This window comes from Methylobacterium sp. Leaf87 (assembly GCF_001422775.1).
In the GTDB taxonomy this organism is placed as follows: Bacteria; Pseudomonadota; Alphaproteobacteria; order Rhizobiales; family Beijerinckiaceae; genus Methylobacterium.
Map to the genome: position 1 here is coordinate 1 of NZ_LMMI01000012.1, position 19,048 is coordinate 19,048.

General features: G+C 68.6%; 21 protein-coding genes, 2 tRNA genes and 2 pseudogenes. 12 read left to right on the forward strand and 13 right to left on the reverse strand.

Annotated features, from left to right (window positions below):
* Both ASF22_RS23665 and ASF22_RS07905 read left to right on the forward strand, forming a co-directional pair.
* A pseudogene (locus ASF22_RS23665) lies at positions 1 to 90 on the forward strand (IS5/IS1182 family transposase); the annotation flags it as partial.
* A gap of 119 nt (positions 91 to 209) precedes the next feature.
* Positions 210 to 434 (forward strand): hypothetical protein, encoded by a 225-nt coding sequence (locus tag ASF22_RS07905; RefSeq protein ID WP_056263202.1) that lies wholly within the window; start codon positions 210 to 212, stop codon positions 432 to 434.
* Positions 435 to 527: 93 nt separating this feature from the next.
* Here the strand turns inward: ASF22_RS07905 and ASF22_RS07910 are convergent, their stop codons facing one another.
* Positions 528 to 701, reverse strand: a complete 174-nt coding sequence (locus ASF22_RS07910; protein WP_156647636.1) for a hypothetical protein — start codon at positions 699 to 701, stop codon at positions 528 to 530.
* A 243-nt stretch (positions 702 to 944) separates the two neighbouring features.
* Complete coding sequence (locus ASF22_RS07915) at positions 945 to 1,913, reverse strand: helix-turn-helix domain-containing protein (protein ID WP_056263209.1); 969 nt, start codon at positions 1,911 to 1,913, stop codon at positions 945 to 947.
* 121 nt (positions 1,914 to 2,034) lie between these two features.
* Here ASF22_RS07915 and ASF22_RS22865 point away from each other — a divergent pair.
* A pseudogene (locus ASF22_RS22865) lies at positions 2,035 to 2,264 on the forward strand (DUF4113 domain-containing protein); the annotation flags it as partial.
* Between the two features lie 527 nt (positions 2,265 to 2,791).
* On the opposite strand, the gene ASF22_RS07920 reads toward ASF22_RS22865, so the two are convergent.
* From ASF22_RS07920 to ASF22_RS23670, 6 genes are all read right to left on the reverse strand, one after another.
* A tRNA-Thr gene (locus ASF22_RS07920) sits at positions 2,792 to 2,866 on the reverse strand.
* A gap of 129 nt (positions 2,867 to 2,995) precedes the next feature.
* Positions 2,996 to 3,454, reverse strand: a complete 459-nt coding sequence (locus ASF22_RS07925; protein ID WP_056263212.1) for an NUDIX hydrolase — start codon at positions 3,452 to 3,454, stop codon at positions 2,996 to 2,998.
* A 381-nt stretch (positions 3,455 to 3,835) separates the two neighbouring features.
* Positions 3,836 to 4,303, reverse strand: coding sequence for a MarR family transcriptional regulator (locus tag ASF22_RS07930; protein ID WP_056166100.1), 468 nt, complete (start codon positions 4,301 to 4,303; stop codon positions 3,836 to 3,838).
* Positions 4,304 to 4,515: 212 nt separating this feature from the next.
* Positions 4,516 to 6,291 (reverse strand): ABC transporter ATP-binding protein, encoded by a 1,776-nt coding sequence (locus ASF22_RS07935; protein WP_056263216.1) that lies wholly within the window; start codon positions 6,289 to 6,291, stop codon positions 4,516 to 4,518.
* A gap of 143 nt (positions 6,292 to 6,434) precedes the next feature.
* Positions 6,435 to 7,016, reverse strand: a complete 582-nt coding sequence (locus ASF22_RS07940) for a sigma-70 family RNA polymerase sigma factor (protein ID WP_056263218.1) — start codon at positions 7,014 to 7,016, stop codon at positions 6,435 to 6,437.
* Positions 7,013 to 7,270, reverse strand: coding sequence for a NepR family anti-sigma factor (locus tag ASF22_RS23670; RefSeq protein ID WP_156368981.1), 258 nt, complete (start codon positions 7,268 to 7,270; stop codon positions 7,013 to 7,015). The genes ASF22_RS07940 and ASF22_RS23670 overlap by 4 nt, the downstream gene beginning before the upstream one ends.
* Before the next feature lie 359 nt (positions 7,271 to 7,629).
* On the opposite strand from ASF22_RS23670, the gene ASF22_RS07945 reads away from it, so the two are divergent.
* Positions 7,630 to 7,705: transfer RNA gene (locus ASF22_RS07945), tRNA-Thr, on the forward strand.
* 95 nt (positions 7,706 to 7,800) lie between these two features.
* On the forward strand, positions 7,801 to 8,064 hold the full coding sequence (locus tag ASF22_RS07950; RefSeq protein WP_056166109.1) for a hypothetical protein: 264 nt from the start codon (positions 7,801 to 7,803) through the stop codon (positions 8,062 to 8,064).
* Between the two features lie 2 nt (positions 8,065 to 8,066).
* On the opposite strand, the gene ASF22_RS07955 is transcribed toward ASF22_RS07950, so the two are convergent.
* The 4 genes from ASF22_RS07955 to ASF22_RS07970 form a co-directional block, all read right to left on the reverse strand.
* Positions 8,067 to 8,825: an HAD-IA family hydrolase gene (locus ASF22_RS07955; protein ID WP_056263221.1), complete on the reverse strand. Its 759-nt coding sequence runs from the start codon at positions 8,823 to 8,825 to the stop codon at positions 8,067 to 8,069.
* A complete protein-coding gene (rpe, locus tag ASF22_RS07960; RefSeq protein WP_056263223.1) occupies positions 8,819 to 9,496 on the reverse strand; it encodes a ribulose-phosphate 3-epimerase in 678 nt (225 codons plus the stop codon). Before rpe ends, ASF22_RS07955 begins: the two co-directional genes overlap by 7 nt.
* Positions 9,497 to 9,568: 72 nt before the next feature.
* Complete coding sequence (locus ASF22_RS07965) at positions 9,569 to 10,429, reverse strand: phosphoribulokinase (protein WP_056166118.1); 861 nt, start codon at positions 10,427 to 10,429, stop codon at positions 9,569 to 9,571.
* Positions 10,430 to 10,456: 27 nt separating this feature from the next.
* Complete coding sequence (locus ASF22_RS07970; protein WP_056263226.1) at positions 10,457 to 11,515, reverse strand: class 1 fructose-bisphosphatase; 1,059 nt, start codon at positions 11,513 to 11,515, stop codon at positions 10,457 to 10,459.
* A 175-nt stretch (positions 11,516 to 11,690) separates the two neighbouring features.
* On the opposite strand from ASF22_RS07970, the gene ASF22_RS07975 reads away from it, so the two are divergent.
* Together ASF22_RS07975 and ASF22_RS07980 are read left to right on the forward strand one after the other, a co-directional pair.
* Positions 11,691 to 12,647 (forward strand): LysR family transcriptional regulator, encoded by a 957-nt coding sequence (locus tag ASF22_RS07975; protein ID WP_056166124.1) that lies wholly within the window; start codon positions 11,691 to 11,693, stop codon positions 12,645 to 12,647.
* On the forward strand, positions 12,644 to 13,864 hold the full coding sequence (locus ASF22_RS07980; protein ID WP_056263229.1) for an FAD-dependent oxidoreductase: 1,221 nt from the start codon (positions 12,644 to 12,646) through the stop codon (positions 13,862 to 13,864). The genes ASF22_RS07975 and ASF22_RS07980 overlap by 4 nt, the downstream gene beginning before the upstream one ends.
* A gap of 105 nt (positions 13,865 to 13,969) precedes the next feature.
* Here ASF22_RS07980 and ASF22_RS07985 read toward each other — a convergent pair whose 3' ends face one another.
* Positions 13,970 to 14,257 carry an XRE family transcriptional regulator gene (locus ASF22_RS07985; RefSeq protein WP_244472873.1) on the reverse strand — a complete coding sequence of 96 codons (288 nt, stop codon included), beginning with the start codon at positions 14,255 to 14,257 and terminating at the stop codon, positions 13,970 to 13,972.
* A gap of 317 nt (positions 14,258 to 14,574) precedes the next feature.
* Between ASF22_RS07985 and ASF22_RS07990 the strand changes: the two genes are divergently transcribed.
* The 5 genes from ASF22_RS07990 to ASF22_RS08005 all read left to right on the forward strand — a co-directional run bounded on the left by ASF22_RS07990 (position 14,575) and on the right by ASF22_RS08005 (position 19,047).
* Positions 14,575 to 15,078, forward strand: a complete 504-nt coding sequence (locus ASF22_RS07990) for an META domain-containing protein (RefSeq protein WP_056166130.1) — start codon at positions 14,575 to 14,577, stop codon at positions 15,076 to 15,078.
* A gap of 131 nt (positions 15,079 to 15,209) precedes the next feature.
* Complete coding sequence (locus ASF22_RS23675; RefSeq protein WP_156368832.1) at positions 15,210 to 15,383, forward strand: hypothetical protein; 174 nt, start codon at positions 15,210 to 15,212, stop codon at positions 15,381 to 15,383.
* Between the two features lie 35 nt (positions 15,384 to 15,418).
* On the forward strand, positions 15,419 to 16,540 hold the full coding sequence (locus tag ASF22_RS07995) for a glycosyltransferase (protein ID WP_156647637.1): 1,122 nt from the start codon (positions 15,419 to 15,421) through the stop codon (positions 16,538 to 16,540).
* Positions 16,541 to 16,706: 166 nt separating this feature from the next.
* Positions 16,707 to 17,681, forward strand: coding sequence for a cysteine synthase A (gene cysK, locus ASF22_RS08000; protein WP_056166134.1), 975 nt, complete (start codon positions 16,707 to 16,709; stop codon positions 17,679 to 17,681).
* A 100-nt stretch (positions 17,682 to 17,781) separates the two neighbouring features.
* The gene (locus ASF22_RS08005; RefSeq protein ID WP_056263234.1) at positions 17,782 to 19,047 is read left to right on the forward strand and encodes a DUF2254 domain-containing protein; all 1,266 of its coding nucleotides are present in this window, start codon (positions 17,782 to 17,784) and stop codon (positions 19,045 to 19,047) included.
* Position 19,048: the final 1 nt, after the last annotated feature.

Genomic DNA, 19,048 nt, shown 5'->3' on the forward strand with positions numbered 1-19,048 from the left:
CGCGCCATCGCCACACGCTACGAGAAGACTGCCGTCAGCTTCATGGGCGTCCTCTCCCTCGCAGCCGCCCTCGATTGGCTCAAGCGATGACACGCCCTAGGTGACGGTGCCACTTAGGCCTAAGCTGTCAGGATTGTTGGCCGATACACTCGGGCGCCAACGACAGAGAGCCGTCATGTGCTCCCGCCTCGGATGATGGGCGGCAAGCAATGACTGACAGCGAATCGAATCGCCAGGGCGTGACTGCGCTCCGCTCAGCCCCTCGCTATCGGGCGTTTCTCCTCGACATGAACGGTCGGATTCTCCGTGAGAGGCGGATCGATGCGCTGTGTGATGAGGACGCTATTTCCGTTGCTGCCACCATGATGGATGGCAGGGCAATCGACCTTTGGGACGGCCTACGCTTCATCGAGCATTTCCCGCCGATTGATTGAGACCCTGGGCAGCGGTGCTAGGCACTCGCACGAGGGCGGCCAAGCAGTTCACCCCCGCCGCCCGCATCAGCCGCCGCCGGACCTCAACTCTCCCTACTGCACCCGACCCTCGCCTGCCGGCTCGTCGAGGTTCCGCGCGATCACCCGCCCAACTCGAAGCATCAGGACCCGCATGATCGCGTCGAGGTGCGGGTCGGCGAGGGTGAAGATGTCCTCGGCGAGCGCGAGGGTCCGTTCCCCCATCTGCTCGCGGGCTGCGGCGTCCAAATCTTTAGGCTCTTGCGGGTCGGACATTGCGGCTCCTGGTTGCAGATGCGTAATCAGGCACACGTGAACGGCAGCGTCTAGGCTTGGTAGTTTCATAAGGACCGGGGTCGTTACCGGCCCGCCATCTCAACCGCCCTGCAGGCTCTCCGCGAAGTCCTCCGGGATCTCGCCGAACTGGCCGAGAATCGTCGCCGCCTCAAGTTCACCGGTCTTTTCGTCCGCCACAACCTTCAGGGCCGCCTCTCATAGCGCCTGGCCGGCAGCCAGCTTGGCCGCGTGGCGATACTCGCTCGGCGTCATTCCGAAACGGTCCCTGAATCGGCGGGAGAAATGCGCCTGACTTGAGAAGCCGCATCCATACGCGAGCATGCCGAGGGCAGTGCGACCAAAGGAGGGATCTGCCAAGCGCAGGGCTGCGATCTCCAACCGCCGTCCCCAGATCCAGTCGGATACGGAACGGCCTCGTTCGTGGAAGAGCTCCTGCAGTCGGCGCAGGGATACGCCAACCGCCGCCGCGAGGTGCGGTGGGTCGAGCGTCTGATTGTGCAGGTTGGATTCGATGTAGGCCTTGGCCCGCTGCACCACCAAGTTGCTGTGCACATGCTTTGGAACATCGCTCGCCATATGCTCAGCAATGCCGGCCACGATGAGGTCAATTCCTATGGAGGCCATCCGCGCCGCCGCATCGGGGGCAAGACGGGACTGGACCCGAACATACTCGTTGAAAAAAGCTGCGGCGATCGACGTAGATGCCTGGTTCGCCCCGATCGTCATGCAAGAGAACAATTTGACGGACCCAAGCATGCCTTGCAGCCGGTCTCGGGGAATTTCTAGGATCAGCGAACTGCTGTCGGCCCGCGTAGCCATGACCGTCGGGATACGGTCGAGAACCACGATCTCCCCCGCCCGCTGCACAGCTTGCCGATCACCTTGCAGGCTCGTCACCTCGCCATTGAGTACAAAGCCGACGGTGAGCGTGTCGTGCTTGTTGTGACGGCGGATCGTATCAGGCGTCGCAACCGTTCGCATGGCGCTCTGGGTCACGCGGGTGATTATCAAGGGACCGACATCAGCGGCCTCCAAGGTCCCGTTGAATGGACGATGATCGAGTGGGGTCAGCTCAACGGGAACAATTCGCTCAACGACCGCCTCCTGCCACGTCTTGAACGCGGTCCGAGGTGAGACGTCAGCAGTTGAAAGGATCGTCCGCATCACCTCCTCTACCTCGAAACCATTGCGCTTAGGTCTTGAACCCGAGGATAAATTTTTATGCTGTCGGGTATTCAGCGCTGCAAATCTTCGTGCCACTGCATGAAATCAAATTCCAAATGGCCGGCCGTGGCGCTACAGCAAGGCAAGCCCCATCACAACCGTCATGATGCCACTGGAGGGCTCACCGCGGGCTGATCGGCCAGCTTGACCGCGAGCGCAGCGGCCCACTCATGGCGGCGATGGACGAATGCAACAGGCGCTTCGGGCGGGGGTCGGTGGTGCCAGCGCGCGCAGATGCGCAGCCCACGCTACACCACGCAGGTGGCCGAGCTGCCGACGGCGCACGCGTGAGGGGCCGAGATAACGACCCCGCCGCCCGATCTGATCACGGGCCGGCGGGGTGGGACGCCCATCTCACGCTCGAGCCGATACGCAACTTGGCTCAAGGTCAGGATGCGGACAGCGAGTTATTGTCGGCTCAAAGGGCCAGTGGCGGACATCTCCCGATTCGGGATCACACCTTCTCCGGCCGGGCGAGCAGGATCGCGGTGCGTACGGCCTCGGCGAGGTCGATCCGGTAGCCCTCGCCGAACAGGAACGCCGACGTGCTCGGGTCAACCATGAAGGCGTCCACCGCGGCGGCCCCATCCGCTACGGCGGACACCTCTCCGGCGACGTCACCAGGCTGTAGAGGTTGCACACCCGCTCAGGTCCCCGCCGGCAAGCCGCCCTTCGCTGCCGTGTCTGTGGTCGATTGCCGCATGTCGGCCGAGCGGGACCGCGAGAATGTGCTGCCCAGGCGCTGCCCAACCAGAAAAAGCGCTGACGGCATGAAAGCCGCAGCGCCATCTAACTTATTGATTTCGTTGGGAAGAGCGTGGTGCTGCTGGACAGGATTGAACTGTCGACCTCCTCATTACCAATGAGGTGCTCTACCACTGAGCTACAGCAGCGGGGTGTCCGGGGTTCGCCGCGGCGTCTCCGTCTGGACGAGCGGGGGATTAGCCCATCGTTTCCGGCTTGGCAATCGCCTGGGCGGACTCAATCGCACCGCCGGTGAACTTTCGTGTCGGCTTCCGATTTCAGCGCAACACATCCGCGTCGCGCTTGCACGCGGCACGGATGATCGCGGCGAGGCCCGGTTCGGCCACGGCGTCGGCGGCCTCGGTGGGCGAGAACCAGTGATCCTCCCGCTCGTCCTTCTCGGGCCACGATTTCAGCTGCTTGCGCACTTCGAGCGGGAAGACCTTGACCTGACACAGGACGGAATCACGGCTCTTCAGGCGTTTCTCGTAGAGATAGAAGCCGAGCGGACGCTTGCCGATGGAACCGATGAGCCCGGCCTCCTCGTAGGCCTCGCGGGCGGCCGCCTCGAAAGGCTTGCGCCCTTTCATCGGCCAGCCCTTCGGAATCACCCAGCGTCGGCTCTCCCGCGAGGTGATGAGCAGGATGGTGTAGGTTCCGTCACGCATCCGCCGGTATGGCAGTGCGCCCACCTGCCGCCGAGGCTCGCGGTCCGTGTCGGCCAAGGTCGCGTTCATCGGGGACAAACGCCCGGGAGCCTTGCGGGTTCGCCGGACGGGCGCTTTCCCGTGCTCGTCCGCCGGGCAGGAGGCGTCGGTGCTCCGGCCATGAGACCGACGAGACGGCCGACTTCGTTCGCGTTCGGTGTCCGCACCGCTGGTCCTCGAAGATCGATGATCGAACGAGGGCATAGCCGCCGTCCGCTCCCGCTTCCATGGAGATACTTACCCGGCTAAAATAGGGCGGTCCGAGACACACCGATGCCGCTGTCGCGAACGGCGCGCGGATGAGGGGAGAGACCGCAACGCCGAAGGATTCCTGGCGTGCCGCAGCCGAATGCCCGGCTTCCGCCGCATCTCCTGAGCCCGAAGACCCGGCGGAACCCCTGCGAGGGGCGTTTACCCGGCGGCGCTCAGATTCTCGATGAGGGCATTGAGGTCGGCCCGCATGGCCTGGACTTCGGGTTCGGACATGTTGAGCTGGCACATCACCGATTCCCGCACGGTCGTGGCCTCGCCCCGCAACGCCCGGCCTTGCGGGGTGAGGGCGATCTCGACCTCGCGCTCGTCCGTGCGTCGCCGGCTGCGCAGGAGGAACCCCGCCGTTTCGAGGCGCTTCAGGACTGGCGTCAGGGTCCCGGAATCGAGGCGCAACCGTCGGCCGATCTCCGAGACCGTGATGCCGTCCGTCTCCCACAGAACGAGGAGGACGAGATATTGCGGGTAGGTCAGGCCCAGGCGCTCGAGCATCGGACGATAGGATTTCGTCATGCGATGGGCCGCGGCGTAGAGGGCGTAGCAGAGCTGATTGTCGAGGAGCAGGGGATCGATCTGCGGAGGCGTTTCTGGAGCAGGAGCGTCGACCATGCCAAACCATGCCATCTGTTCCCGGGCCGTGAATGGAGCGGCTGGGACCCTGCCGAAAAACCGGGCCGGGAAACCTGTGACGAAAAATCTGTCCGGGAGAACAGGATAGCCGACCTGGGACGTTCCGGTATATGGCCGATCCACCCCCATCCGCGGTGAATACACGCATATCCCGGACCGGCCGGCGCTTTTTGCTTGTGAGGCCGCTCCCGTCACGCTTCGGCGGGCGCGGACATGCGAGCGGCCGCATCCGGCATCACCGTCGCGAGAGGACCGGAGGCCACGAGGCGCCCGCCATCGAGGACGTGGACCGTATCGGTGCCCAAGAGGCTCGTGAGGCGGTGGGCGATGAGAATGATGGTGCGGGTGCCGTTCAGGGACGCGAGGGCACCCATCACCGCCGCCTCGGTCTCGCCGTCGAGGGCGCTGGTGGCTTCGTCGAACACGATCACGTCGGGGTCGTGGTACAGGGCCCGGGCGATGCCGAGGCGCTGGCGCTGACCGCCGCTGAGGCGGATGCCGCGTTCGCCGACACCCGCATCGTAGCCCCCGTCGAGGCCCAGCGCGACCTCGTGGAAGCCGGCGAGCCGCGCGGCCCGCTCCACGGCGGCCTCGTCCACGGCTTCGGGCGAAACGCCGAGGGCGATGTTCTCGCGCACGGAGGCATCGATGAGGAACACGTCCTGGGGCACGTATCCGATGCGGTTCTGCCAGGCCGGCAGGGTCTCGGCGTCGAGGGGGACGCCGTCCACGGTGACGGACCCGGTGGTGGGCGTGAGGAGGCCGAGGATGAGCCCGACCAGGGTCGACTTGCCCGATCCCGTGCGGCCGACGAGACCGACCGTGGTGTTGACGGGGATCGTGAGATCGATGTCCCGCAGGGTCGGACGCTCGGGCGTGTAGTCGAAGCCGATGCCGGTCAGGCGGATGTCCCTCCGAAACGGCAGGCGCGTCGCCGGGCGCGGGCGCGGCGTCCGCTCGCCGGCGAGTTCGTCCACCACCATCCTGACGGCCGGGAGGTAGAACCGCAGGAGGGCAAGCGACGTGAAGATGTTCTGGAAGGCCGGCAGCATCCGGTAACCGGCGAAGGCGAACAGGCCGAGCAGCGGGAGCAGCCCGGCGGTGTCGAGGCCCTGGGAGAGGGCGAACAGCACGACCACGATGACCCCGCCGAAGGCCAGGGATTCGATGACGAAGCGTGGCAACTGGCCCGTGAGCAGGCTCGCTGCGGTGGCCTTCGCGTAGGCCCGGGCGGGCCCGTCGAACCCGGCGGCGAAGGCTTCGGCCCGGCCGTAGAGCTTGAGTTCGGTCAGCGCCCCGAAGGTCTCCTGCACCACGCGGTAGCGCCGCTCGTTGTCCGCCACGGCCCTGGCCCCGAGGCGGGCGAGGCGCACCCGCATGACGAGGTAGAGCAGCACGTAGAGGCCGCCGAAGCCGCCGCCGAGGATCAGGGCGAGGCGGGGTGCGTAGAAGATCAGGAAGGTGACGACGGCGAGCGCCGAGACGCTGCGCGAGGCGATGACCGTGGTGGGGGTGAGGACGCCGACCACGAGGCGGTCGGTCTCGCTCAGCACGTTCTTGGCGAGTTCGGCGCTGTTGGCATGGGCGAAGAACAGGCGCTCGCGGTCGACGTAGCGGGCGAGCAGGCGCCGGGCGAGGCCGTAGCCCGTGAGGTTGGTGAACAGGAGCTGCGCGAAGGTGAGGCCGGCATTCACCACGCTGGTGGTGAGGATGGCGGCCAACGCCGCCCCGCCCGTCACCATGAGGAAGGTGCGGTCGTCGGTCAGGCCGAGGCCGTCGCGCAGGGTCGCGAGATAGGGGATGCGGCTGGCGGCGGACGGGTCGCCCACGAGGGTCAGGAACGGCACCACGGAGGCGACGCCCACCACCTCGAACAGGGCGGCGCAGGCGAGGCCGAGGGCGATGAGGGCGAGCCGGCGCCGGTCGCGCGGCCGCAGGACGCGCACGAGGTCGATCAGGGCGCGCATGGCGGGGCTCCTCGGGTGAAGGCTCCGGCGGCCCTGCGGACGAGACCGTCACGATCGGGGGCGGAGCCACTCGGCCCTGCCCCTTAGAGGATTTTGACGCCCATTGAAGCCGGCCGACCGCGAATCGCAGCCGGCCGGCCCGGTCAAGGGCCCGAGCCGGCGGCCGCGCGGGTGAAGGCGTCGGCGCCGATGTCGTCGGTGCCCGTCATTCCCAAGGTCTCGATGAGACGGCCCCGGGCGCGGCTGACCCGGCTCTTCATGGTGCCCACGGCGACACCGCAGATGGCGGCGGCCTCCTCGTAGGTGAAGCTCTGGGCGCCGACCAGCACCAGGGCCTCGCGCTGGCTCAGGGGAAGGCCGTCGAGGGCGGCCTGGAACTCGCGCATCTCCACCCGGATCTCCTGCTCGGGCAGGCTGGTGAGGCGAGCCGCATGGACACCGTCGCCATCCTCCACCTCGCGCTTGCGCTTGCGCTGTTCCGAATAGAACAGGTTGCGCAGGATGGTGAACAGCCACGCGGTGAGGTTGGTGCCGCGCTGGAAGCTGTCGGCCTTGGTCCAGGCCCGCACGAGGGTGTCCTGGACGAGGTCGTCGCTGCGGTCGAGGTTGTAGGTCAGCGAGTACGCGAACGCCCGCAGGGCCGGGATGGCGCCGAGGAGGAGATCGCGCATCTCGGCGTCGGCTCCGCCCTGGGGGGCAGCCGGCCGGATCGATGGGCACGTCATTGGGACCCCTGCGAATCGGATTGCGACGACAGGCTGTCGAGGAGCGCCGTGAAGCGATCCGGCAGCGGCTGATGGAGGACGTCCCCGTAGAGCAGGCGCAGGTTGCGCCCGATCCGGCGCCGCGCTTCGCGTCCCAACGGCGGTGCCGGTTCTCGGACCGTGGGCGGCAGAGCTGGAATGATCCCCGACCCGTCATGCGGAGCTGCCGTTGCGGGAACGGCGTCGAGGCCTGAATCGCTCGCGTGTCTGGTCATCGCTGCCCATTGTCCGAGGGCGGATGCGCGGCGCCGTGCTTTCGTAAGGCATGCACCGCCGGCCCTGCGTATCGGGGCCGTATCCGAAATCCTATCGACGGCGGTGCTAACGAAGAGCGATTTAACGTGTACTGAAAAATGCATTCATCGGATCTTAAGCCCCTGAATCCGGAGGCTTGTTTCCGAACTGTTGCTGATCGAAAACACAGGCCGATCAAGCTCGGCCATAAGGAAGGCTTAAGCGGAGCGATCTGTCTGTTCGCTGAACGCGGGTCCTGCCGGCGCGACCCCGCGATGTACGGGCAGGGAGAGGCCGGGGCTTGCGCAGGGCGGAGCGCGCTGGTAGCGCAACCTTCAGCGCCGGTTTAGCTCAGCTGGTAGAGCAACCGCCTTGTAAGCGGTAGGTCGCGAGTTCAAGTCCCGCAACCGGCACCACTTTTCCGATCCAGATTCGACCGCCCGACACTGGGTCGTCATTCCGGCGCACCGCATGCATTGCCGTGGCCGGCCGTTCCGGCCTATCCCACCCCATGACCGAAAAGCTGACGATCCTCGCCCTGTGCGATCTCGGACTCATCGCGGAGGCCGAGGTGGAGGCCGCCATCGCGGCCTTCATGGCCGATCCGATGGCGCTGCCCTACACGTTCAAGGAGGGCTACCGGCTCAATCTCGGCAAGGCGATACGCCGACACCCGGGTGCCAACGATTTCGTCAACCGCTCCGACGCCGGCCCGCAGCTCAAGCGTCCGTTCGTGCGCGCCGCCATCCTGCAGGCCCGGCCCGAGCGGGAATAGGTCTACGCCTCGGCCTCGCGGGTGTCCTGCCAAGCCCGGAGGCCCGCGAGGGTGACGACGTGACCGGGCCAGGCGGTGCCGGACAGCAGCGTGTGCGGCGCGTCCGGTTCGCCGAGGTCCGAAACGGCCGAGAACGCGCCGTCGAGGCGGTGGGTCCCGGTGTAGCGGCTGCGGGTGGCGATGACCGGCAGCCCGGCATCGAGGGCCGAGCGGATGCCGGCCACGGAATCCTCGAACGCGATGGCCTCGGAGGCATCGACGCCGAGGCGCGCCAGGGCGAGTTCGAACACGTCGGGCGCCGGCTTCTTGCGGGCGGCCTCGTCGCCGCAGGCGATCACGTCGAAGGGGACGTCGCCCCGGGGGAAGTTCATCCGCAGCAGGGCCTCGACGTTGGGCCGGCTCGTGGTGGAGGCGACGGCGAGACGCAGGCCGGCGGCCCGGGCTTCCGCGACGAGTCGGGCGATGCCGGGGCGCAGGCCGAGGCGCCCGTCCTCCACCAGTTCGCCGTAGATCCGGGTCTTCCGATCGTGGATCTCGGCCAGGCGTGGACGAAGGGTGGGCAGATCCCCGGCATGCCGGGTCTCGACGTAATGGGCGAGGCGCTCCTTGCCGCCCATCACCGCGAGCAGGTCGGCGTAGAAGGCCGAGTCCCAGGACCAGGGCAGGTCCATCTCGGCGAAGGCCTGGTTGAATGCCTGCCGGTGGAGGTCTTCCGTTTCGGCCAGCGTCCCATCGACGTCGAAGATCAGCGCCCTCAGCATGACACCGGATCGCCGCCGGCATTGGCGCGGATCGCCGCGATCCGGTCGGCGTAGCCGGCCGGGCCACCCTTGAACACGGCGTTGCCGGCCACGAACGCGTTCGCGCCGGCCCGCGCCGCGAGCCCCACGGTCTCGGGGGTGATGCCGCCATCGACCTCGATGTCGAGGGGACGGCCGGCCGCCATGGCGCGGATGCGGGCAATGGTCTCCAGGGTCGAGGGGATGAAGCTCTGGCCGCCGAAGCCCGGATTGACCGTCATCACCAGCACGAGGTCGACCATGTCGAGGAGGGGTTCCACGGCGGAAGCCGGCGTGCCGGGGTTGAGGGCGATGCCGGCGCGCTTGCCGAGGTCGCGGATGGTTTGGAGCGAACGGTGGATGTGGGGACCGGCCTCGACATGGAACGAGATGGTGTCGGCCCCGGCCTCGGCGAACGCCGCGAGGTAGGGATCGGCCGGGGCGATCATGAGGTGCACATCGAAGGGTTTCGTGCTGTGGGGCCTGAGCGCCTTCACCACGGCGGGCCCGAAGGTGAGGTTGGGCACGAAATGCCCGTCCATCACGTCGAGGTGGATCCAGTCGGCCCCGGCTTCCGAGACGGCGCGCACCTCGGCGCCGAGCTGGGCGAAATCCGCCGAGAGGATCGAGGGCGAGATGATCGGGCTGGTCACGGTTCTGTCCTCTCGGGCGCGCGGCGCCCTTCAACGCGTGCGGCGTGCGCCTCACGCCAGGCGGCGCGGTTCCTACGCCATACGGCGCTTGCGCTCGACGAGTTGCATGATGATCGGGGTCAAGATGAGCTGCATGGCGAGGTCGAGCTTGCCCCCCGGGATCACGATGGAATTCGCCCGGCTCATGAACGAGCCCTGGATCATCGAGATGAGGTAGGAGAAGTCGATCCCCTTGGGGTCCTTGAACCGGATCACCACCAGGGATTCGTCGGCGGTGGGAATCCACCGGGCGATGAACGGGTTCGAGGTGTCCACCGTTGGCACCCGCTGGAAGTTGATGTCCGTCCAGGTGAATTGCGGGCAGATGGTCTGCACGTAGTCGGGCATCCGCCGCAGGATCACGTCGGTGACGGCCTCCGTCGAGTAGCCCCGGGTCGAGCGGTCCCGGTGCAGCTTCTGGATCCATTCGAGGTTGATCACCGGCACGACGCCGATCTTGAGGTCGGCGTAGCGGGCGAGATCGACGTTGTCGTCGACGACGCAGCCGTGCAGGCCTTCGTAGAACAGGAGGTCCGAGCCCGGCGCGAAGCTCTCCCACGGGGTGAAGGTGCCGGGCCGCGTGCCGTAGAGTTCGGCGGCGGCCGCGTCGTGGACGTAATGCCGGGTGCGGCCCGTGCCCGATTCGGCGTAGGTGCGGAACACCTCCTCGAGCTCGGGCAGGAGGTTGGCGCGCGGCGCGAAGTGGCTGAGGGTCGGTTCGGCCGCCATGGCCTTGCGCATGGCGATGCGGTCCAGGGCGTGGAACGCGTCGCCCTCGATATAGACGGCGCTCACGTCCTCGCGGCGGAAGATCTGCTCGAAGGTGTTGCGCACCGAGGTGGTGCCCGACCCCGACGAGCCCGTGACCGAGATGATGGGATGACGCGACGACATGCGTTCTGGCCCAGGCGACCCCTACCGCTAGCCGCGCATCAGGCCGCGCTGCCCGAACAGGGGCGAGCGCCCGGCCGCCGGATTGCGGCCGCCATAGTACTTGGCCACGCACGCCACCTCGTCGGCCGAGCCGAAGATCAGCGGCACGCGCTCGTGGATGGCGCTCGCGCAGATGTCGAGGATGCGGCGCTCGCCGTCGATGGCGCCGGCGCCCGCCTGTTCCATGAGGAAGGCGATGGGAGCGGCCTCGTAGAGGAGGCGCAGGCGCCCCTGCGCGTAGCCCTTGCGATTGTCGCCCGGGTACAGGAACACGCCGCCGCGCAGGAGCACGCGCTGGGCGTCGGACACGAGGGAGCCGAGCCAGCGCATGTTGAAGTCCTTGTCGAGGGGGCCTTCCGCGCCGCGCAGGCAATCCTCGATATAGGCCTTCACGGGGGTGTCCCAGTGGCGGGCGTTGGAGGCGTTGATGGCGTATTCCTTGGCCGCAGCCACCACCTCCATGCGCGGGTGGGTCAGGCGGAAGGCGCCCTCCGCCCGGTCGAGGGTGTAGGTCTGCGTGCCGTGGCCGAGGGTCAGCACCAGGGAGGTGGCCGGACCGTAGGTGACGAAGCCGGCGGCGCGCTGGAGGGTGCCGGGCCCCGTGAACGAGCCGAGGGGGTTCTCGGGCGTCGAAGCCGTCGGCCAGATGCCGAAGATCGAGCCGACCGCCATGTTGACGCCGATGTTCGACGAGCCGTCGAGGGGATCGATGGCCACCGCCAGCGGTGCGCCGGGGTTGAGAAGCATCACCCCTTCGGATTCCTCCGAGGCGACTTCGGAAACGGGCGCCCCGCGCAAGGCCTCGGTGAAGCGCTCGTGGGCCAGCACGTCGAGGAATTTCTGAACGTCGCCGTCGCTGTTCTGCGCGCCCTGGGCGGCGAGGTCGCCGGCGAGGGCACCGCGCCCGATCACCGTGCTGACCTCGATGGCCGCCGTGGCGCAGGCCGCGATCACCTCGGCGACATCGGACAGCGTCGGGTCGGCGGCGACGGCCGCGGCGAGGCACGCATCGAGGCGAGACCCGATCTCCAGAGATCCCATCGACATCGGCTCACCTTCTCTCAGGATTCATCGTCCGCACGTAGGCCACCGCCCACGCCGCGTTTTCATCTCCTTGCCACGAGTGGGCCCGTGACAACCAGAGCGCCGGAGGGCGCGTCCTCATCAAAACAAGGAATTTGAAAAAACTTGCGGGCGGTTCCAAAAAAACTAAAACCGGCCCATGCGCAACCTTTCCCTGAAGCAGCTCCAGGCCGTCGCGGCCGTCGCCCGACTGGGCACGATGACCCGGGCGGCCCAGGAACTCAACGTCACCTCCGCCGCCCTCTACGCGCGCATCCGCCAGTTGGAGGAGGAGGCGGGCCTCCTGCTGTTCGACCGGACCCCCACGGGCCTCAGGCCCACGGATGCGGGCCGGGAGATGCTTTGGGCCATCGACAGCATCAACACCGTGCTGGAAACCTGCGCCGACCGGCTGGAGACCCTCAAGGGCGGCGCTGGCGGGCGGGTCGCCATGGGCGTGGTCTCCACGGCGAAGTACTTCGCCCCCGGCATCATTTCGGGCTTCGTCGGCACGCATCCGGCCGTCGAGATCAACCTCGCGGTGGGCAACCGCGGCAACATGGTCGAGGCCCTGCGCAACTACGAGATCGATTTCGCCATCATGGGCCGGCCACCGCGGGATTTCGCCATCGAAGCGGAGACCTTCGGTGTCCACCCCATCGTGGTCGTCGCGGCGCCGAGCCACCCTTTCGCCGGCCGCACCGGATTGACCCGGGAGGATCTGGCCCAGGAATCCTTCCTCGTGCGCGAGGAGGGGTCGGGCACCCGCACGGTGTTCGAGGAGTTCATGAACGGCATCATGATCAAGCGGGCGCGCCTCGGCATCGATTCGGGCTCCAACGAGACCATCAAGCAGGCGGTGATGGCGGGCTTGGGCATCGCCCTCATCTCGGCCCACACGGTGGCGGCCGAACTCGGAAGCGGCCGCCTCGTCCTCCTGGACGTTCAGGGATTGCCGATCCGGCGCGACTGGTACGCCGTGCGCCGGGCCGACAAGGTGCTCGGCCCGGCCGCCGCCGCGTGCTGGGATTACGTGGTCAAGGATGGCGGCCGCTGGCTGCCGCAACTCGCCCTGGTGCCGCGGGTCTCGGCGGTCACCGCGGAGTTCGAGGCGTGAGCGCGGGCGTGGTGGTGGTGGGTGCCGGGCAGGCCGGCTTCCAGCTCGCCGCGTCCCTGCGCGAGGCGGGCTACGCCGATCCCATCACGCTGCTGGGCGACGAACCGGATCTGCCGTATCAGCGGCCACCACTGTCGAAGGCCTATCTCGCGGGCAAGACCGACGCGTCCGGCCTCGAACTGCGCCCGGCGGCGTATTTTTCGGATCATCGCATCCACCACCGCCCCTCCGTGCGGATCGACGCCATCGACCGGGCGGCGCGGCGCGTGCTGTGCGCCGACGGGACGGCCGTGGCCTACGATCACCTCGTCCTCGCCACGGGCGCGCGCAACCGGGCGCTGCCGGTCCCGGGCGCCGACCTGGCCGGCGTGTTCCAGCTGCGCGGACGTGCCGACGCCGACGGTCTGAAAGCGGCCCTCGTCGATGCCCGTTCGGTCGCCGTCGTCGGAGCGGGATTCATCGGGCTCGAATTCGCGGGCATCTGCGCCGCGCGCGGCCTGTCCGTCACCGTTCTCGAATCGGCGGAGCGGCCGATGGCCCGGGCCGTCTCGGCCGAGACGGCGTCGTTCTTCACCCGCGCCCACGGGAATGCCGGCATCCGCTTCCTGTTCGGGGCGGGCGTCACCGCCATCGAGGGGGAGAAGGGGGCCGAGACCGTGCGCCTGCGCGACGGCTCATCCCTCGCGGCCGATCTCGTTCTCGTCGGCATCGGCGTGATCCCGAACCAGGCGTTGGCCGAGGCGGCCGGACTCGCCGTCGGGGACGGCGTCCACGTCGATGCGTTCCTGGCCACCGACGATCCCGCCGTCTCCGCCATCGGCGATTGCGCCCGAGCCCCGAGCCGCTTCGCCGATGGCGCGTCCGTCCGGATCGAATCGGTGCAGAACGCCCTCGATCAGGGTCGGTGCCTCGCCGCGCGCCTCGTCGGCCGGCCCGCCGCCTACGACGCGGTGCCGTGGTTCTGGAGCGACCAGGGTCCGCACAAGCTGCAGATCGCGGGCCTGTCCGCTCCGTCCGACGCGGCCGTGGCGCGGCCCGTCGCGTCGGGGCTCTGCGTGTTCCGCTTTCGCGAAGGCCGGTTGTCCGCCGTCGAGACCGTGGATCGCCCCGGCGACCACATGGCCGCGCGGCGCATCCTTGCGCAGGGTCGGACCTTGAGCCCCACCGCGGCCGCCGATCCCGCCCACGATCTCAAGGCGCTGGCGACGGGGCGGTGACGTCCTAAGCAGGGTCTCGTTGGCAAGCCAACGCGAACCTGCTTAGCTTATTGATCTGTCGCAGGTTTTCGACGCGAAACCGGTGACCACTTTTGCGAAACCTGCTCAGCGGTCGTTCTCGGTGGTGAGCGCACCGAGGCGGGTGCCCTCGTCGCCGCCCCGGTCGCTCAGGCGCACGCCGGCCGAGCCGTCCTCCGTGAACACGACTCCCGCCGCCATCAGGGCGCTGCGCAGGGCCTCGATCTGTCCCGAGGCGAGGTCGCTCCCGCCCGATTCGAAGGATTCGACGGTCTCCTCGCCGAACCCGACTTTCCCGGCGAGATCGCCCTGAGACCAGTCGAGCAGCGCACGGGCCGCGCGCGACTGCGCCGCGCTCATGGTGTTCGGGTTCATGCCGCTCGCTCCGCCCTCGTCCGATCCCGCCACCGTGCATCCCTCGTTCGCCGTCAGGCCGTCTCGCCTGACCCGACAACGGAGGATGAGCGCCTTCGTTCAACGCAAACCGCTGCGATGGTCCGTGGACGGCTGGAAATCACCCTTCACGGGGTCTTGACCATATTTGTGCTGGAATCTTATCCGATTGGCCCTGGCGCAGGCTCGCTCCGTCGACGGTCCCGCGCGCTCCGCCGCTGCGAATCGTCCCGCGTGAACGAGTGAATTTTCGTCCACCGACGCGACGCGTGCGCGCTTGAACTGAGAAAGGGCCGAGGATGAGAGCGATCCTGATCGCCGCGATGGCCGGTGCCATTGCGGCCAGCGCGGTGACCACCGCCACGCAGGTGCGGGCCCAGATGGGCGGCAACGTCACCGGCTTCGGCAAGGACGCGCGCGAGAAGCCTGAGAAGAAGCAGTATGTGCCCGCCGCCAAGGCGCAGGAGAAGATCTTCCCCCTCGACGCGACCTGGACGGCCGTGAGCCTCAACGGCAAGGCGTTCAGCGGCAACGACCGGCCGAGCTTCATCGTCGACAAGCAGTACCGTGCCCGCGGCTACGGCGGCTGCAACACCTTCGCGGCGACCGCCTTCCCGCTGAAGGAGCAGCACCTCGCCGTCGGCCCCCTCGCGCTGACGAAAAAGCCCTGCGACAAGGGCCTGGGCGCCAGCGAGCAGGATTTCTTCATCGCCCTGCGGACGGCGGCACAGTGGGACCTCGTCGGGTCGCAACTCGTGATCAAGAGCCAGAAAGGCGAGCTGCGCTTCGACCGCGCTCTCTGATCGACGCCGGTTCCTCTGTTCTCGTGGCGTTAAGCCTGCGTTGAGGACGATCCGGACTCTGCGGCTCGAGTTTACCCCTCGTTCAACGCCCCCGGCGCCTGCTGATCCCCATGGCAGGCACGGGGAATTCGATGGGAACGCGGCTGGAATGGACGACGGGAAGCCGCGGATTGCGGGCCGGTGCGCGTGAGGACACGCGCTACACCTTCCTGTCCGGGCCGCATCCCAGTGCCCTCGTCATCGCTTCCGCGAGCGGAGCCTTCGCCACCCTTGCCGTTCTGTGCGTCGCCCTCCTGCGGGCCTGATGCGGGGACGACCATGATGCCGGGCGCCTGATCCCTTGCGCCCCGCGTGTCACGTTATCTCCGGCCTGCGCACGGGCGGGGCCGAGACCATGCTGGTCGCCCTGTGCGGGGGCCTCTTGGCCCGGGGCATGCCTCAGCACGTGGTGAGCCTGACCGGCGACGGCCCCAACGCCGCCGCCCTGGAGCGCCTCGGTGTGACCGTCCATCGCCTCGCCCCGCGCGGGGCCGCCGGCTCCGCCGTCGCGCTGCTGCGCCTCGCGCGGCTGATCCGGTCCCTGCGTCCCGCGGTGGTGCAGGGCTGGCTCTATCACGGCGACCTGTTCGCCGCCGGCGCCCACCGCCTCGCCGGGGCGCCGCGGGACGCGCTCCTCGCCTGGGGCCTGCGCAATTCCGACATCGATCATGTCCGCTACGGCCGCCTGCTCGCCATCGGCCGGTGCCTATCGGGCTGGCCCGGCCTCGTCGTGTCGAACAGCCAGGCGGGGGTGGATTTCCATCTGGCCGAAGGCTACCGCCCGCGCCGCCTCGCCGTCATTCCCAACGGCATCGACACCGTGCGCTTCCGGCCCGATCCCGCCGCACGGGCCGCCCTGCGCCGCGAACTCGGCTTGTCCGACGAGGCGGTGGTGGCGATTCACGCGGCCCGCCTCGATCCGATGAAGGACCACGCCACCCTCCTGGCCGCCGCGGCGTGCCGGCCGGAGGTCCACTTTCTCCTGGCCGGGGAGGGGACGCTCGGCCTCGACCTGCCGGCCAATGCCCGGGCCCTAGGCCGGCGCGACGACCTCTGGCGAATTCAGGCGGCGGGCGACATCGCCGTGTCGTCCTCGGCTTTCGGTGAGGGCTTCTCCAACGCCGTGGCCGAGGGCATGGCCGCCGGGCTGGTACCGGTCGCCACTTCCGTCGGGGATGCCGGCGCGATCCTGGGTGGCCTCGGGTGCCTCGTGCCGCCGCGTGATCCGGCCGCCCTGGCGGAAGCCCTCCGGGCGATGGCGACCCTGCCTGCACCCGCCCGCCGGGCCGCAGGCCTCGCCGCGCGGGCGCGCATCGAGACGGCCTACGGGGTGGGCGCGATGGCGGAGCGCTTCCTCGCCGCCTGGATCGCAGCGGGCGCGGTGATCGGTGGAGGTGGTCCTCGAACGGGTGGCGGGGAATGAAATTCCAACTTTGTCGGAATGGGCAGCACAAAGATTCTAAGTCGCCCACGGAAGCCGGTTGACGGAGAAGATTTCCCTTTGCCCGCAGGCTGTTGGCGATTGCCTCGCCCCCGCCGACGCGATATCCCCCGGCGCGAGACCGAAACGCCCGCGACAGGAGATCACCATGGCCGAGTCCGTCCACGCCGCCACCCGCACGCCCGGCCACGGCCATATCTTCGGATCCATCACCGAAACCATCGGCAACACGCCCCTGGTGCGCCTCAACCGCATCACCAAGGAGCGCGGGATCGATGCCGAGATCCTGCTCAAGCTCGAGTTCTTCAACCCCATCGCCAGCGTCAAGGATCGCATCGGAGTCAACATGATCGACGCCCTGGAGGCGTCCGGCAAGCTCAAGCCCGGCGGCACCCTGGTCGAGCCGACCTCCGGCAACACCGGCATCGCGCTGGCGTTCGTGGCGGCGGCGCGCGGCTACCGCCTCATCCTCGTCATGCCCGAGACCATGTCCCTGGAGCGCCGCAAGATGCTGGCGTTCCTCGGTGCGGAGCTCGCCCTCACCCCCGGCCCGCAGGGCATGAAGGGCGCGATCGCGAAGGCCGAGGAGCTCATCAACGAGATCCCGGGCGCGATCATGCCGCAGCAATTCTCGAACCCGGCCAATCCGGAGATCCACCGCAAGACCACGGCCGAGGAGATCTGGAACGACACCCAGGGCCAGCTCGATGCCTTCGTGGCGGGTGTCGGCACCGGCGGCACCATCACGGGCGTCGGCTCGGTCCTCAAGCCCCGTCTGCCCGGCCTCAAGGTCGTGGCCGTGGAGCCGACGGATTCGCCGGTGATCTCCGGCGGCCAGCCCGGCCCCCACAAGATCCAGGGCATCGGCGCCGGCTTCATCCCGGACAACCTCGACCGGTCCGTCGTTGACGAGGTGATCACCGTCTCGAACCAGACCGCCTTCGATACGGCGCGGCTGCTCGCCAAGCTCGAAGGGATCCCCGGCGGCATTTCCACCGGCGGCAACGTCGCCGCGGCCCTCGAACTCGCCGCCCGCCCGGAATTCAAGGGCAAGCGCATCGTCACCGTCGCCTGCTCCTTCGCCGAGCGCTACATCTCCTCGGCTCTGTTCGAGGGCATCTGAGACCGCCTGTGGGGCACGGCCTTTCCCGTGTCCCACCCGCCGGTTTCGGCGAAGCCGTGAGTCCAGGCCACCGACCCCTCGACCAGAACGGTGTGATCCCTTGGCCTCCACGGTGCTCTATCATCTTCGGCGCGGTGCCCGCCGACCGTGGGTGCGGGTCGCCCTGTTCAGCGTGGCGGGCGTGGGCGCGGCCCTCGCCTCGGCCCTGCTCGCCCCCCTGATCCCGCCCGATCTCGGGAACTCCATCGGCGCCAACGCCGTCGACCAGATCCTGTCGCTGCTCGCCACCAGCATGCTGCCGGTGGCGACGTTCTCCCTGGCCACCATGGTCCAGGCCTATGGCGGCGCCACCAACACCGCAACTCCGCGGGCCGTGACGTTGCTCATGGAGGACACCCGCGCCCAGACGGCGGTGGGCAGCTTCATCGGCGCGTTCGTCTACGGTGTCGTCGGTCTCATCGCCCTCAAGGCCCATATCTACGGCGAGCAGGGCCGCGTGATCCTGTTCGGCCTCACCCTCGTCGTCCTCGTACTGGTGGTGGTGACGCTGGTGCGCTGGATCGACACCCTGTCGCATCTCGGCCGCGTCGGGGAGACCATCGACGCCATCGAGGTCGCCGCGAGCGACGCCATCCGGCGGCGGGCGGACGCGCCCTATCTCGGCGGCCTGCCCTGGTGTCCGGCGCCCGCAGGCGCGACCCGGATCGTGGCGGCGCGCGCGGGCTACGTCCAGCATGTCGACGCCGCCGGCCTTCAGGCCGCCGCCGAGGCGAAGGGCCTCGTTGTTCACGTCGCGGCTTTGCCGGGCCGTTTCGTTCATGCCGGACGCCTGCTGGCAGAGATCGCCGCCCCGACCCATGGACCCGTCGACGACGCGACGCAGGCGCGTCTCGTCGCTGCTTTCGTCATAGGGGCACGCCGCACCTTCGACGACGATCCCCGCTTCGGCGTCATCGTCCTCACGGAGGTGGCCTCTCGGGGCCTGTCGAGCGCCATCAACGATCCCGGCACCGTCGTGGACGTGCTCGGGGCCCTGGTGCGCGTGCTCGCCCTCTGGAGCGAGCGGAGGGCCATGGCCCCGGCCGCGCCCCTCCATCCGCGCCTGCGCGTGCCCGGCATCACCACGGACGAGTTGTTCGAGGACGCGTTCGCCCCCATCGCCCGCGATGGGGCCGGTACGGTGACGGTCGGCCTGCGCCTGCAGAAGGCGCTGTCCGCCCTGTACGCGGTGGGTGACGCGGAGTTCGCCCGCGCGGCGCGGCATCACGCCGACCTCGCCCTCGTGCGGGCGGAAGCGGTTCTGTCCATCCCGGCCGATCTGGCGGTCCTGCGGGCGGCCCGCGACGATCTCGGTCGTCCGGATTGAA